At 39.1% G+C, this 14,985-nt stretch carries 13 protein-coding genes; 3 read left to right on the forward strand and 10 right to left on the reverse strand.

Translation table 11 applies throughout. The annotated features are described in order from the left end of the window. Window positions 1-64 precede the first annotated feature (64 nt). Complete coding sequence (locus ACL8WY_RS01125) at window positions 65-775, forward strand: flavodoxin family protein (protein WP_436516428.1); 711 nt, start codon at window positions 65-67, stop codon at window positions 773-775. On the opposite strand, the gene trmB is transcribed toward ACL8WY_RS01125, so the two are convergent. Beyond that, window positions 772-1,431, reverse strand: a complete 660-nt coding sequence (gene trmB / locus ACL8WY_RS01130) for a tRNA (guanosine(46)-N7)-methyltransferase TrmB (protein WP_436516429.1) — start codon at window positions 1,429-1,431, stop codon at window positions 772-774. The genes ACL8WY_RS01125 and trmB overlap by 4 nt on opposite strands. 32 nt (window positions 1,432-1,463) lie before the next feature. On the opposite strand from trmB, the gene ACL8WY_RS01135 reads away from it, so the two are divergent. Beyond that, complete coding sequence (locus ACL8WY_RS01135) at window positions 1,464-1,991, forward strand: hypothetical protein (RefSeq protein WP_436516430.1); 528 nt, start codon at window positions 1,464-1,466, stop codon at window positions 1,989-1,991. On the opposite strand, the gene ACL8WY_RS01140 is transcribed toward ACL8WY_RS01135, so the two are convergent. From ACL8WY_RS01140 to holA, 8 genes are all read right to left on the reverse strand, one after another. Further along, window positions 1,988-3,205 carry a bifunctional folylpolyglutamate synthase/dihydrofolate synthase gene (locus tag ACL8WY_RS01140; RefSeq protein ID WP_436516432.1) on the reverse strand — a complete coding sequence of 406 codons (1,218 nt, stop codon included), beginning with the start codon at window positions 3,203-3,205 and terminating at the stop codon, window positions 1,988-1,990. The genes ACL8WY_RS01135 and ACL8WY_RS01140 overlap by 4 nt on opposite strands. Continuing rightward, complete coding sequence (locus tag ACL8WY_RS01145) at window positions 3,202-3,999, reverse strand: hypothetical protein (protein ID WP_436516433.1); 798 nt, start codon at window positions 3,997-3,999, stop codon at window positions 3,202-3,204. The genes ACL8WY_RS01140 and ACL8WY_RS01145 overlap by 4 nt, the downstream gene beginning before the upstream one ends. Further along, a complete protein-coding gene (locus ACL8WY_RS01150) occupies window positions 3,999-4,388 on the reverse strand; it encodes an ExbD/TolR family protein (protein WP_436516434.1) in 390 nt (129 codons plus the stop codon). Before ACL8WY_RS01150 ends, ACL8WY_RS01145 begins: the two co-directional genes overlap by 1 nt. Beyond that, a complete protein-coding gene (locus ACL8WY_RS01155) occupies window positions 4,388-5,062 on the reverse strand; it encodes a MotA/TolQ/ExbB proton channel family protein (RefSeq protein ID WP_436516435.1) in 675 nt (224 codons plus the stop codon). Before ACL8WY_RS01155 ends, ACL8WY_RS01150 begins: the two co-directional genes overlap by 1 nt. 76 nt (window positions 5,063-5,138) lie before the next feature. After that, entirely contained in the window at window positions 5,139-6,389 is a 1,251-nt protein-coding gene (locus tag ACL8WY_RS01160; protein ID WP_436516436.1) for an SPOR domain-containing protein, read from the reverse strand. Window positions 6,390-6,446: 57 nt separating this feature from the next. After that, window positions 6,447-8,102 (reverse strand): hypothetical protein, encoded by a 1,656-nt coding sequence (locus ACL8WY_RS01165; protein WP_436516437.1) that lies wholly within the window; start codon window positions 8,100-8,102, stop codon window positions 6,447-6,449. A 2-nt stretch (window positions 8,103-8,104) separates the two neighbouring features. Then, the gene (locus ACL8WY_RS01170) at window positions 8,105-11,035 is read right to left on the reverse strand and encodes a tetratricopeptide repeat protein (RefSeq protein ID WP_436516438.1); all 2,931 of its coding nucleotides are present in this window, start codon (window positions 11,033-11,035) and stop codon (window positions 8,105-8,107) included. A 53-nt stretch (window positions 11,036-11,088) separates the two neighbouring features. Continuing rightward, on the reverse strand, window positions 11,089-12,111 hold the full coding sequence (gene holA, locus ACL8WY_RS01175) for a DNA polymerase III subunit delta (protein WP_436516439.1): 1,023 nt from the start codon (window positions 12,109-12,111) through the stop codon (window positions 11,089-11,091). Window positions 12,112-12,147: 36 nt separating this feature from the next. On the opposite strand from holA, the gene ACL8WY_RS01180 reads away from it, so the two are divergent. Next, a complete protein-coding gene (locus ACL8WY_RS01180; RefSeq protein ID WP_436516440.1) occupies window positions 12,148-14,562 on the forward strand; it encodes a tetratricopeptide repeat protein in 2,415 nt (804 codons plus the stop codon). Here ACL8WY_RS01180 and ACL8WY_RS01185 read toward each other — a convergent pair. Further along, the gene (locus ACL8WY_RS01185; RefSeq protein WP_436516441.1) at window positions 14,555-14,938 is read right to left on the reverse strand and encodes a response regulator; all 384 of its coding nucleotides are present in this window, start codon (window positions 14,936-14,938) and stop codon (window positions 14,555-14,557) included. The genes ACL8WY_RS01180 and ACL8WY_RS01185 overlap by 8 nt on opposite strands. Between the last annotated feature and the right edge of the window lie 47 nt (window positions 14,939-14,985).

Consider the following 14,985-nt stretch of genomic DNA (forward strand, 5'->3'; position numbering starts at 1 on the left):
TTATAAAATCTATAAATATAACATATACATTTTACAGCAATAATTTGTTTAGTATATTCAACACATGAGCCAACAAGATTTTTCTAACCTATCCGCGCTTTTCATTAATTGTACTCTCAAGAAATCACCCAGACAAAGTCATACCCAAGGACTAATGGACGTCTCTATGGATATCATGAGAAAAGAAGGTGTTTCTGCTGAATCCATTCGGTTTGTTGATCATGATGTTGCTTTTGGTATTTATCCCGATATGACGGAACATGGGTATTCAACAGATGATTGGCCTGAAATCTTCGAAAAGGTTCAAAAAGCCAATATCCTGGTGATTGGAACTCCAATCTGGCTTGGTGAAAAATCATCTGTAGCAACCAAACTAATTGAAAGGTTGTATGCCATGAGCGGACATCAAAATGAGAAAGGCCAATACATTTACTACGGTAAGGTTGGCGGCTGTGCAATTACCGGAAATGAGGATGGAATTAAACACTGTGCAATGGGAATGCTATACGCCTTACAGCATCTCGGATACTCAATTCCACCTCAAGCAGATTGCGGGTGGATTGGTGAGGCTGGTCCTGGTCCTAGCTACATGGATAAAGAGGCCAATGCTTTTGACAATGCATTTACCAATAGGAACACCACTTTTATGACCTATAATTTATTACATCTTGCAAAGATGTTGAATGAAAATGGTGGGTATCCTGCCTATGGAAATTCTCGACAAGATTGGGATGATGGAACACGCTGGAATTTTGAAAATCCTGAGTATCGTTAGTGGTCAAACCTAAATTTCATGTATTTGATTTTTTCTCCTTTCTCAGTCCAAATTCGTTCGTACTTCGTCTTGATTCCATGATGCTCCTCAAGTAGTGGAGAATTATATAGATCAAAAGTGAACTCATGATCTTTAATATTAAACTCAGTAAGTACCTGGAGTCCATACTCGAATAGCTCAGTATTGTCAGTTTTGAATCTAAACCACCCTTCTGGCTTTAATATTTTCTGATACTTTTCGAGATAGTTTCTATTACATAATCTATGCTTCTCATCACGCTCTTTTGGCCTTGGGTCAGGGAATGTAAGCCAGATTTCATCCAATTCATTATCATCAAATGAATTGAGTATCTCAATGATATGAGTCCGAAGGAACGCTACATTTGATAGGTTATTTTCTTTGGCGTATTGACTTCCTCTCCATACACGATCTCCTTTCAGGTCAATACCAATAAAGTTTTTATTCGGAAATTTTTCTGCTAAAGAGATGGTGTATTCTCCCCAGCCACAAGCCAATTCAATGACTATTTCATTATCATTACCAAAGAATTCATTCCATTTACCATGGATCGATTCGAAAATTTCTTTTCCGGGTTCAATGACATTCTTGCTTGCCTTGTTTTCGGAAAACTTCGTTAACTTATTCTTTTTAGCCAATTTTAATCAGATCTAGTAAACTCTTATCAATCATGAAATCTAAACTCCTATTGCTTGCCTTCCTTACCATCGCTATTGTTTCATTCTCTCAGGAAAAAGAAACAGATGTAGTAAAAGCCATTGATGATCTCACAATCAATTGGGACAATGAAGCAGAGACACTGCAAACTTATGAAGGCTTAGGCAGTTTTTGTGGTCAATCGCAATACAGAAAAAAAATCATTTCCATGCTTGACGAGATTCACCATTATGACACGTTGCTTTATGGTATTGTGACAAGAAAATTCAATGAGAATGGAGACAAAGAAGCCAGAGCTACGCTGGACGACATAGAGACGCTTGAAAGCGAGTACACAACAAAATCATTCAGAAGATTCATTCACATGGAATGCAATACCTATAATGATATTGAAAAGAATTTGGGCCGGGAAAAGGGAGCAGAATATAAGGAAGAAGTAAAGGCGCTTGAGACAGAGTTAAAGAAATATGTTGTAGAGATTACTAAGCAAATTGACCTGATTGATGAGCACGTTCATCATTTGCATTTAGGAGAAGATTAAAGTCCATCAACTTCAGCTACCACAAAGGTGCTACCTGTGATTAATATCAGATCTTCAGGCAGCACCTTTTGTTTTGCCTGATTTATCGCCTCATTTACATTTTTGAAACATTCTCCTTCCAGTCCATTCATAACGCCCTGAATAGCCAATTCTTCTACTTTCATCGCTCGAGGTACGTTTGACTCAGTCCAATATATTTTCTTTTGATCAGGGAAAACTTTGAATATTGGTGATAATTCCTTGTCCTTCACTGTACCAAAAATGAGGTGTAAAGTGCCTTTGCATAACTCATTGATTTGCTCAAATAGTACTCTTAAACCATCTGCATTATGACTAACATCTGCAATTACATACGGTTCTTTTTCGAGTACTTGCAATCTTCCCTTCAGTCCTGTCAGCTGGTTTATGTTGGCTAAGCCGTCTGAAATATGATCTTTTGAAACTTTCCAACCAAGTCTTATCAGCTCTTCGATCACTGTTTCTATTCCTCCCACATTTTTTATCATGTAATTTGCTACCAATGAGCCTGGTTTCCAGATTCCTGTACCAGCCTTTATCAGTATGGATTCATTGCTTTCTGCGATTTGCTCAAACACAGGCAATGTTTCGGGAAGCGTTTCCCCAATGACCACAGGAACTCCCCTTTTTATAATTCCGGCCTTCTCCCCTGCAATTTTGGGAAGAGTATCTCCTAGCATGTCCACATGGTCAAACCCAATATTGGTTATTAAACATACCTCAGGTGTTATCACATTGGTGCTATCCAACCTTCCTCCCAGACCGGTCTCAATTATGGCAATATCCACCTCTTCTCTGGCAAAGAAATCAAAAGCCATAGCTACAGATATTTCAAAGAAGGATGGAGTTATGTCGTCAATTGCCGGCTTAATTCGATCCACAAAATCAATAACTGCCTCTTCAGATATTTCAACACCGTCAATCCGAATTCGCTCAGTAAAGCGCTTGAGATGCGGGGATGTATGGAGTCCGGTTTTATAACCTGCACTTTGCAAAACAGCCGCTATCCCATGTGCAGAAGTACCTTTTCCATTGGTACCTGCAATATGTACACTCTTGAATTTTGTATGTGGATTACCCAGGTAATCCATCAAGTAAATTGTATTAGTTAAGTCCTTTTTATAGGCTGCTTTCCCATCGCGCTGGTACATCGGCAATCGAGTGAATAGATACTCGAGTGTCTCGGAATAGGTCATTTGGATTTGATAATGAATGTAATGGTGCCTGTAGATACTGAAGCGGCCTTGTAATCAGCTGTCTTGCTAAATGTAAGCTTCTCCACGGCCTGTCGGTATTTACGTTCTACTGCGGGAGAAACTGTAGAGGTCTCGGTCTCGATTTTAACCAAATATCCATCACCGTCCACCACAATCTTATAAACAATCTTGCCAGACTGATCAGATTGATCGTCAGGCTTTGGCTTAAAATCCCATACCCAACCGGATAAAGCAAGGTTGGCTCCTTCCGCTTCGCCGGTATTGGTTCCCTGGCTACCATAAATTGCTCTTTGGTCTACTTCTTTCTCCTCTTCTTTCCCTTCAGATGGATTTTCTTTGGACTCATCAGCATCCGTCTCCGAAGGCGTCATAACGGCTCTGGAATCCACTTCTTTCTTTTCCTCAGCAGGAGTAGGTTCTGCAGGTTTAGATTCTTCAACTTTTACCGGAGATTCAACCTCATTTACAATTGCTTCCTGATTGCTCTCTTCTGCTGCTACTACTTCTTGAACGGATTGGCTGGTGGCTTGCTCTTCCTGAACCTCTTCTGGCTCATCGTTCGTTTCTGGTGCTTGTGGTGCCGGCGATGATGCCGCAGGAGCCCCTGCTGAGGTTGTAAACCCAAGCTCTATGCCATATTCGGGAATCGGTGGAAATGGCTCACGCCAGGCTACAATGAAATAGAACAAAATCAATAGCAATAGCTGTACACCAACTGAGGTCAGCCAACCAATGCGCTTGTTCCGTTCTTCCTTCTTTTCTCGCTCGTCCATCACTCAGGTTTCGTTGCAATTGAAACTTTAGCCTTTAAAGATGTAGCTATGCCTGCTACTTCAACCAGTCTTTCTACAGGCACTGCTGAGTCACAATGAAGCACAACTATACCTTCTTTGCCGGACAGGTTACTTCTTAAAACGGATTCCAGTGAAGAGCGATTCACTCGTTGATTATTAACAAAATAAGTCAGGTTTTTAGTAATCGTTACGCTGACTTTTTGCATGACAATTTCAGAAGACTTGGATGAAGGCAAGTTCACCGGAAGTCCGGAAGGTGTAATAAAGGAAGCGGTGAGCATGAAAAAGATCAACAACAAGAATATGATATCCGTCATCGATGACATGCTAAAACTTGCATTCACCTTATGTTTAGATTTCAAGTCCATTACTTCTTGGGTTCTTGTAGAAGATCTATAAAGTCAATAACGTTTGATTCCATGGTATGAATCACCTTTCCAACTTTCGAGACAAGATAGTTGTAACCGAGATATGCTAAGATTCCAACAAATAGGCCTGCCGCCGTGGTAATCATCGCCTCATAAATTCCGGAGGAGAGTAATTTAGGACTCACAGCCCCTTCTTCTTGTGCAATGGCTATAAACGCCTGTATCATACCCGTAACAGTTCCCAGGAATCCTATCATAGGAGCTGCGCCTGAGATAGTAGCCAATAAGTTCAAATTTTTCTCCAAACGGTAGATTTCGAGCTTTCCTACATTTTCGATGCTCACCTCAATATTCTTAAGTGGGTTTCCTATTCTGTTGATCCCCTTCTCAATCATCCGTGCCACCGGTGTTTCCATTTTGCTACATAGCATCAAGGCACCGTTTATATCACCTGAAATAACCAGAGATCGGATTTGGTCTTTAAATGATTCCGGTGTTTTCGCGGCTGCACTCAACGTTCGAGTACGTTCAACGAAAATGTAGATTGCTACCATCCACAGCAGCAGGATGGGAATCATCATGTAACCTCCATTGGTCAGGAGTTCTAATAAGGATATTGTTTCCTCTGATTCGAGACCCTCAACAACAGGATCTTGCATAACACTAATAAGCATATGTTCTTTTTAATTGAGTTAATTGAATGGCTGTCCATTCAAACAAACTGAACGCAATATTTGCCGAATTAGTGCTTTAGTATTTTAGAATCCAAATATCATCACCATACTCAGCTTTAAAGCCATCTACCGCACGTTGTGAGTCTGCTAGAGAACTATAACCAGCTATCGCCACTCTATGCGTCACCGCATTACCAAATGGAGGTATGATGGATGGACTCTTTCCTTGACCTGAAAGCTTACTTGCATAATCCATTGCCATATCACCATCCAGGAAGCTACCTATCACTATGAAGAAATTACCAGTTCGCGCACTCAATGAGTTTATGGTGCCCGGATTTGAAGCAACTGTTTGCGGCTGAGCAGCAGGTCTATTTGTTTGAGAACCCGTGTTTGACTGATTACCAGTATTAGTTGCACTGCTAGTTTCAGGCTCAGCAGTACTGGATGCAGGTTTCTCTTCTTGTTTCTTTTCTGGTGTTTTCGCTACCGGTTTTGGAGTTGGTTTTTCAGCTACTGCCTCCGTTTCTCCTTCATCTCCAAAAGGATCAGCAGCTAGCATGAATATCGTTCCCAAAGCAGCAAAAATCAATATTCCAATAACAACAACTCTAGCAAATTTGCTTTTGCTTTCAGCTGGAGCTGGTTCTGAGTAATCAGATTGAAAATCATCTACATCAGCTACATTTTCCTCCTCAGTGTCCATCAACTCTTTTTCGAACTGAGCAAACTCATCCTCATCTAAAACATCACTATCAAATACTGAGTCAGGGATTTCTTCATCTGAACCTTCACTTGATTCTTCAAAATCATCGAAAGATTCTTCTTCATAAAAATCGTCAACTTCCTCTTTTGATGAAGTGTCATCAGCATCCGCTGAAGCTTCTTCTTCTGCTCCAGCTTCATCAAAGGCATCATCCATTGAGCTATCATCAAATGAATCATCCATTGAGTCATCATCTTCAAAAGCATCATCCATAGAAATATCATCTAGGGAATCATCATCAGTCATGGAAGCTTCCAATTCCTCATCTGAGATTTGATCTGGAATTTCTTCATCGTCGAACGAGTCCATGTCCATCATGGAGTCATCTTCGTCCATCATGGAATCATCTTCCGCTACTAATTCTTTTTCTTTTGGTTCTTCTACAGATGGTTCTTCAACAGGCGGTTCTTCAGCTGCAGGCTCCTCGACTTTCTCTTCTTCCGAACTATCGGAATCATCATCGTCCAATGCCTCATAATCTAATTCCGGTAAACCGAAATCCTCATCATCCCCGAAGAAATCGTCCTGGTCTTTGTCGTTGGTGTTGTCGTCTTTAGCCATAGTATGTTTTTTGACCGAACCAAGATAAAATAAAATTCAATACTAGGAAATAAAATATCAGAAACGATACTGCCCACCTATTTTGAACGTAATTCCCCTGGTTGGGTACCCCAAATATCGTTCGTATTCACTATTCAGCAAATTATTCACGCGAATGAATGCTGAGGCTCTTTGGGTAACCAAATATTTGGCACCTACCCCTAAATCAGTGAATGCAGACAGCTTGACGTACCCAAAATCTACATTTGCTGGCCCTCGGATACCTCCCATACTGGTTAGAAAGGCTGAAACAATCAATTTCTCTTGGATATTATGACTGGTATAGGCTTCAAAAATATATGCTGGCTTGTGCCAAGGTCTATCTAGTGATTCCATAGAATAACCATTTATCTCCAAGCTCACACCATATGTACTGGTCGCCGATGGCATATATGAAATACTTGAATTCAGGGTCACTACTCCAACGGATTCGGTATCGTAAGTCAAAATGTATCTTGAGGAGTCAGAAGAAGATGGAACATAGAATGGCATTCCTTTAACTGAACTGTATGTTAAACTGGCATCCAGAAGTAAGTTTTTGACTGGCGTTCCTTTAAAACCACCACCAAACTGTGCCGTGTATTCTGAATTAACTATCGTTAGCGAATCATCTAAGAATTGATTCTCGTTAATCAGCGCACTTAAACTGTTCCACTCTTGTCCTCCCGATACTAGTCCGTAAATGGTCCATTTTTCTGTCAAATTATAATCGACTCTGGCTTTTGGGTAGAATCCTGTCTTTGAAGAAGACTCAACAGATCCTGAAGATATCATGAATCCTGCGGTAATACTTAGGTTATCTCGAGTATGAGTCAACCAGGGGTTGATATTTATCAATGATCTGTTGACCTGGATTCCACTTTTATATGTGGCGCTGTTTCCCTGCATATCAAATCCGGTGGTGAATGCATCATCAATTTTATAATTAAGGGTTCCATGTAGCTCAAAACCTGTTTCCTGACTGATTCCGGAAACACCTTCTTGACTTTGGTTTACGTTAGATATCGTAGGTCTGATTATATATTTGATATCTTCTTTACCCCCTGCTAAATCAACATTTAGCAAAATCTCACTCAGCGTTACATCATCGGTAGCGTTGGCATCAAATCCAGAATTGACTCGATTCGCATTACCATAGTAGCTATATCGACTGTTTTTATATTTAATAGTAGGTGTTAGTGATAAACCTTCCTTTTTGTAAGTGCCAGACAGGTCAATGCCTCCCACGGCACTACCACTATTTTCATCATTTATAGGGCCAGCTTTGAAGCTTTCATAGTAAATCTTGGCACTGCTTTCAAATGCGCCAAAGGTTTTGAATAATCCTGCCTCGATTAAAGGTGAGCTATAATTACCAAAGCCGGCTAAAACATAGTTTTGGTATTCCTCATTGGGATACTTCTCGTTAAGCACTTGGAATGGTACATCCGATTTATACTTAGGCCATTCGAATGCAGGTTCATTTTTCAGGAACGTTATATCAACAGGTTGACTACCAAAGCTTTTTGGAGTTGTTCGTAGGTAGATTTTATCTGCTTGTGGTAGAATAATTTCATTATCCTTCTCGATTACCACTTCACCGGAAATAATCTCACCCTGAGATTTTGTGCTATCATTTTGAGCAAGTAAACTCTGAAATCCTATAAAGCATGTGATTATAACAATGAGTCTCATATTTAGTCCTTCGTTTGAGTTGAATCTGATTGGATGAAATCTTGTTCGATTTGGATTAGAATGAGTTGCGATTCTTTTTTAACTTCCTCATTTTTAGAATGTTGAATTATTGATCTTAAAGTTGCCTTTGCTTGAAACAAGTCCTCTTTTGCGATGTAATTTGTGGCTATTAACAAATATGAACGATCGACCCATTGGGTATAGCTTCCGTAATTGGTATTAAGCTCGAAAAGCAGGTCGAGTGATTGATCATAATCTGCCGATTGATATGCAATAAATCCGAGGTGGTAGTTTGCTTCCGCTCCAAATTGATTTTTTTCACCAGATAGACTTTCAAAATTACTTTTTGCTTTCTCCACATCATTTAATTGCATCCAACTTTTGGCTTTGACCATAGTGGCTTCTTGAGATGCGTTAAGAGGTTTCCATTCTGCCTTGATAATTTCATCTGCAGCTAAAATGGCTTTTCTATAGTCTTCTATTCCAAAATAGAGATGCATAAGTCCTTGGTTGGCGTTGTAAGTGTCTTTTGGGGTCAAATCCAGATCAATCAACAGTTTGTAGGCCTCTTCTGATTCAGTGAAATACTCCAATCGTTTATTGATCTCTCCTAGTCTATTAAGAATCCTACCAGTGAATGGATTACGAACAAATTTTAATTCATCAAAGATTGGTTTGGCGGATTCAAATTCTTCAATTCTATAATATGAATCAGCTTGATAATACATCGCTTCATACTTATTACCAGTTGAAGGATAGTCATTCAGGTATTTATTAAATGACTCAGCGGCTTTTTCATATGTAAAATCGAAATATAGGCGCTTTGCGGCTTCAAATTCAATCAATTCAAGGCTTCCACTTTCAGGATTGGCAGTTTTATACTGTTCGATATAATTGTCCAAATTGGTAATTTTAAGTCCTGCTTGCTGTAATTCCTGCAGACCTAGAATTGCATTTATTGCTATCTCTGAGTCGATGTGATTTTCGAGGATTGCTTCATAGTCATTTTTAGCTTCATCTAGCTTTCCAAGGTTCTTCCTGGCCACACCTCTGTTTAGCAATGATTCTACATTAAATGTGGAGTTTGGATGGTCTTTGATTACTTGACTGAAATATCCTTCTGCCGAGGGGAAATTGGCAGCTTCAAATTGAATCATACCGGCTTGAAACTTCGCTTGTGAAGCATACCTTGGTTCGTTGAATAAGTTCTTGAAAAGCTCAATCGCCTCAGATTTTCGATCCATGTTTCTCAAAGTCATTCCCTTCTGGAAAGTCACATAGGAAGATTCAACTGTTTGGGAAAGCTGATTATATGTGGTGAAAGCTTCTTTGTAAGACTTGGTTGCGTACAAACAGTCCGCAAGGCGCACTTTAGCATCGTTTCTAACATTACTTTCTGATGTCTCAGCCTTTCGGAAGTATGGAATTGCTTTTTGATACTGCTTTTTATTGAAGTATGCATAACCGATTCCGTAGTTGGAGATTGAATTAAGAGATGATTGATTTTTGTATTGAATAATAGCATTATCGAAATCATTGGCTCTCATTGCAATTTCAGCTAAGTGATAATGAGCATCATCTTTTAGCGATCGGTCCTGAGGGAATCTCAAACTTTCTCTAAACCAATTATCAGCTTCAGAGAAATTGCCGTCATTGAAAGAAAGAACGGCTTTTTGATAAGTTACTTTCTGGTAGACTGATTTTTGTGTTTCATTCGCTATTCCAACTGTGTTTAGATGCTGAATAGCGAGATCATAATTGGATGTGCGAAGGTATGACTGAGCTATCAGGTTCTGCATCGTTTCCCTCCTTTGGGTATTCTTATAAAGATTGAGGTAGTCAATGGCATAGGTAATGGCTTGGGTAAATTGGGAAAGCTGTGCATTGATACTTGCCACTTGAAAATAGGATTCCTCCTTGATAGACTCTTGATCAGATGCTGATGCCTCTATGTAGGCACTAAGTGCATTTTCATAGTCTTTCTTATTAAGGTATAACCTCCCAAGTTGAAAAGCACTTAATTGAGCATATTCTCCACCCTGAATCCCAGCTTCCATCAAAAATTGTATCGCTAAATCTTCATTACCAATTTTGAACTTCGATACTCCTGCTTGATAGTATAGTGCCGCAGAAGGCCGGGAAGGATGTAGTTCGATAGCTCGTCCAAAAAACGCGTCAGCTTTCTCCACCTGATTATTTAAAGCGTAAGCCTCACCGACAAGTTGATAAAAGCCTGAATTGGTTATTGACTTTTCATCTGAAAGTTCATTTTGGGCCAGTGCAATTACCTGATCGGACTCTCCGTTTTCGAGCCTCATTTTAGCTAGGAAAAATTTAGCAGAGCTTTCAAATTCGTCGGAGTCTTTAACTTTCTCTAATTTCTCAAAGGCCTCTTCATTGTTACCCAGATGATATTCAGCATAACCTTCATAATAGCTCAATTTATCAAGGTCATGAAACTCGTTTTTCCTTGAGAATTGAAATAGGTTTTTGGCGTTTTCATATTTGCTTTCATCCAGCATAAGCAAGCCATACACATATCCATATGAAGACCTGTCTCTTTTGCTAAGCTCATTTGCTGATATATTAGAAAGATTCTTCTTACATCTCAGTGTATCACCGGTGTAGTAGTAATATTCTCCTAAATGATACTTTACTAGCGGTCCGATGGGATGTTTAGGGTTTGCATTTAGCCAGGCTTCAATTCGCTTTTCACCCTCCTTCCCTGTTTTAAGTTCGCTTAGATATAATAGGATATCTTCATCTTGAGTTCGAACTTGCTTGGACTGCAGATTACCTATTACGTTTTCGTATTTCCTTGCTTGAAAATTTTCAAAAGCAGAGAGTCCCGCAAAAGAGTCACCTGAAATCGAGTTTTGAGCATAGCAAATGTGAAGAGACAACCAAAAGAATAGTCCAATGTATTTTCTCAATGCTGAATTGTTTTTGACCATCAAATGCAACGAATATTTGAAACGAAATTGTGTTAGTTCATCAATTTATATACCAATTCTGTTAAAACAGGACCTTCTTTTTTTGTAGCATATCCAATGCCTTTGGATTGCATGTCAGCCTCATGAAGGTATTTTATATTTTGAGCCACCTTTTGTACCGGATAATTTCTCGCGGCTTGTAAATATTCTTTAACGAAAAATGGATTAACTCCAATTAACGAAGCGATAGCTTTATCGTTTTTATTTTCTGAATGATGAATGAGCAAGAGTTTGCTGAAATAGGAAAACAAGCTGTAAATCGTAAGCACCAGCGGGTTGTTACTTGGATTTGACGCAAAGTAGTCTGCTATCTTGTGTGCCTTCAATTTGTTCATGGAGCTCAGTGCCTTTTGCAATTCAAATATGTTATAGTCCTTGCTAATGCCAACGTATCGTTGGATCATCGCCGCATCAATTACTTGACCATCTTTGACATTGAGCAACAGCTTTTCAATCTCATTGGCAAGGCGTTGCAAGTTATTACCAATATTTTCCGAAAGCATCATCACAGCGCCATCATCGATTTTTACACCTTTGGCCTTGCTATAGGATCTAATCCAATCTGGCACCTGATTGTCATACAGCTTTTTTGAATTAAGAAAGACGGAATTTTTCTCAATGACTTTACCAAACTTGGTTCGCTTGTCTACTGACTTATATTTATATCCGAAGACGAGAATCGTACTTTCAAGCGGGCTTTCAAGGTAGTTGATGACTAGTGTCTGTTTATCATCTTTCGTCCAATCACGCATTTCCTGAGCCTCTTTCACAATAACCACCTGCCTCTCACCCATCATAGGGTATCTTCGAGCAGCACCGATCACATCTGTAAGTGAGGTATCTTTTCCATACAGAATAATCTGATTGAAACTTCTTTGACTCTCTTCCAGAGCAGAGCTTTCAATGTTTTCGATAATATTATCAATGAAGAAGGTCTCTTCTCCCTGAAGAAAATAGACTGGAGCAAAAGTACCGCTCTTAATATCCCTGAGTATTTCAGTATAATCTGATGCCATATTTTTCAAAGGTAAAGGCTACCTTAGAAAATAATAATGCGGAAATTTCTATTTCTTTTAATTATTGGCCTGAGTAGCCACCAAAACATCGCGCAGCAGAATAAAATAGACAGTCTTCAGACTGTACTGTCAGAACTGGAAGTGAGCGACACAGCATATGTAGAAGTTGCAAATGATATTGCATTTCGGCTGAGCATGTCAGACCAGCAGCAATCCATCTACTACATCAACCTGGCAATATCTGTCTCCAAAGATCTTAATTACGATCGTGGGATTATTAGAGCCACCACAATAAAAGGGAATAGTTTTCTAATCATTGGGATGCCTGATCAAGCCCTTTCACATTATCTGGAAGCGCTACAGTACGATCCTCAAAGATTTCCTTTAGAGTACATACGGATTAATAATAACATCGGCGAGGTTTATCGGCGCAAGCAAGTATATGATTCAAGCTTAAAATACTTTAACCGTGCACTATCACTTGCCATTGAAAAGATAAAAGATTACCAGCCCGTCATTATTTATTCAAATCTTGGTGAGGTGAGCCTCATGCAAGGAGACATGGTGCGCGCTGAAGAGTATTTCAATAAATGCTTGAGCAACGCCATCGAGTCAAATCACATGAGGGGTCAGGGCTATGGCTATTATGGATTAGCTGAGTGTGCTTTTCTTCGTGGAGATAGCCAAAAGGCGATCAATTTAATGAGAAATTCGATCCGAATACGATTGATAGCTGACCATAAACGAGGAGCCATCCAATCTTATTTGAAAATGGGTCATTACTTTAATTCTGATAAGCCGGCAATTCCAGACAGTGTACTCTACTATTGGAACAAAACGAAAGAGTTGGCGAAGGAAAATGAGGCCAATGATCTGTTGAACGAGGCATACGATGATTTGTACAGTTTCTATCTAAATCGCTCAGATATCGAAAATGCAGCCATCTACTTAGAACTACATAAGAACCTGAGTGATAGCATTCGAAATGCCGAATTCATATCGAATGTGAGTAAAATTAGATCCGCACTACAATCTGAACTCATAAATGCAGAAAATGAGCTCTTGAAGCAAGAGAGCTTGCAGCACAAAGCACAAGACGATGCACGCTTGATTGTGATTTCCCTTGCATTTCTGATTGTTTTAGGACTGGCTTTAGCTACCTATCAATATCGCATGCGGCAGAAGGCGTCCAAAGAAGCTGAAAATGAATCAAGGTTTAATGAAACACTACTGCAACTTTCTCAAGCACTGAATGAAAATGATTTCAGTCTTAAAGAATTTGTAAAAAGTCTACTTCAACTTTCACGAAAAACTATTGAATCTGATCGCGTTACCTATTGGGTTTATAAACCTGACGACAGTTCGCTTTTTCTTAATGCAGTTGATCAAGTCAAAGATGCTCCACAAGGCCAAACAGCTGTATTTAAACGGGAAGAGTTTAATGAGTTCTTCAACGAATTCATGAGAAACCGCACTCTGGCTATTTCCAGAATTAGTCAAGATGAAAGACTGAAAAAAATATATCAGCGATATTTTAAACCCATGGGAATTGAATCTATCCTGAATGCTCCAGTACTCATAGATGGAAAATTCATGGGTTTTATCTCTTACACCATGATTGATGGAAAGGTGAGAGAATGGAGCACTAATGAGCAACGTTATGTTGCCTCACTTTCAGATCTTATCGTTGTTGCAATAGCTAAACAACGTGGAAACATCCTGGAAGTTGAGAAGGAGGAATTGATCAAAAAACTTCAAAGTAGAAATAAGAGTTTACAAGAATTTAACAGTGTTATCAGTCATAATTTACGGGAGCCGCTTACGCAGATCATTGGCTTGTCTGACCTTCTAAATGACGATGAAAAGGAGTCAAATGGTGAGTCAAAAGAAATGATTTCGCGTATTGTTGATTCTTCCAATAAGGTTGACAAAGTAATAAAAGAGCTAAGCATAATTCTTAATGAAAATGATCCTAAACCCTCCGACTTCAGAATATTATCATTGGGCCGTCTGGTAAAGGATGTTGTTGATTCATTGAAAACTGAAATTAAATCACATGATGTAACCATTGAGCAAAACTTAGAACTGGATAAAGTCAAGTCTTACAGACCCTACCTTACAGATGCCTTGTATCATTTGATTTCTAACAGTATCAAATTTTTGGACCCAGACAAGCGTCTTCATATTAAAATCAGAAGCTATGAAGATGAGCTTAAGCAATACATTGTTATTTCTGATAATGGTCGAGGTATGGACCTAAGTCGCGTTGGCGATAAAATTTTCAAAATGTATCAACGATTTCACATGGATGTGGAAGGCAGAGGTCTTGGTTTGTTTATTGTCAAAAACAGAATAAACGTACTAAATGGTTTAATCAAAGTGGAAAGTGAGGAAGGAATTGGAAGTGCTTTTACTATTGAATTCACAAAGTATACGCAATCTCTTAATTGAAATAATTAGAGACAAGATCTTTAAGCATATCTACAGATAGTGGCTTTGATTTATAATCCACGACATCATTCTTTTCATCCGCCAGGAGCTTATCTGCTGGATTTATTGAAGAAGTCAACATGACAATCTTATTTGATCGAGGGATATCCATTGCCCGGTAATGATCCAAAAATTGCCACCCGTTCATGATCGGCATATTAATATCAAGCAGGACTAGTGCCTCATCATCAGGGTCGTTGTTTTGATGGAAAAAATTAAGTGCTTCCTCAGCAGAATCAAAGGTTAAAACTTCGTCTACCAATTCGGATCTTTCAATTATCAATTTGTTAAGGTAATTGGTGGTAGAGTCATCATCAATCAGCACAATTCTCTTCATTGTTTCCATCGGCAATAAATAAACGGGCTACAATATTGAACATTTTC

Origin of the sequence: Ekhidna algicida (assembly GCF_051379705.1) — a bacterium.
In the GTDB taxonomy this organism is placed as follows: domain Bacteria; phylum Bacteroidota; class Bacteroidia; order Cytophagales; family Cyclobacteriaceae; genus Ekhidna.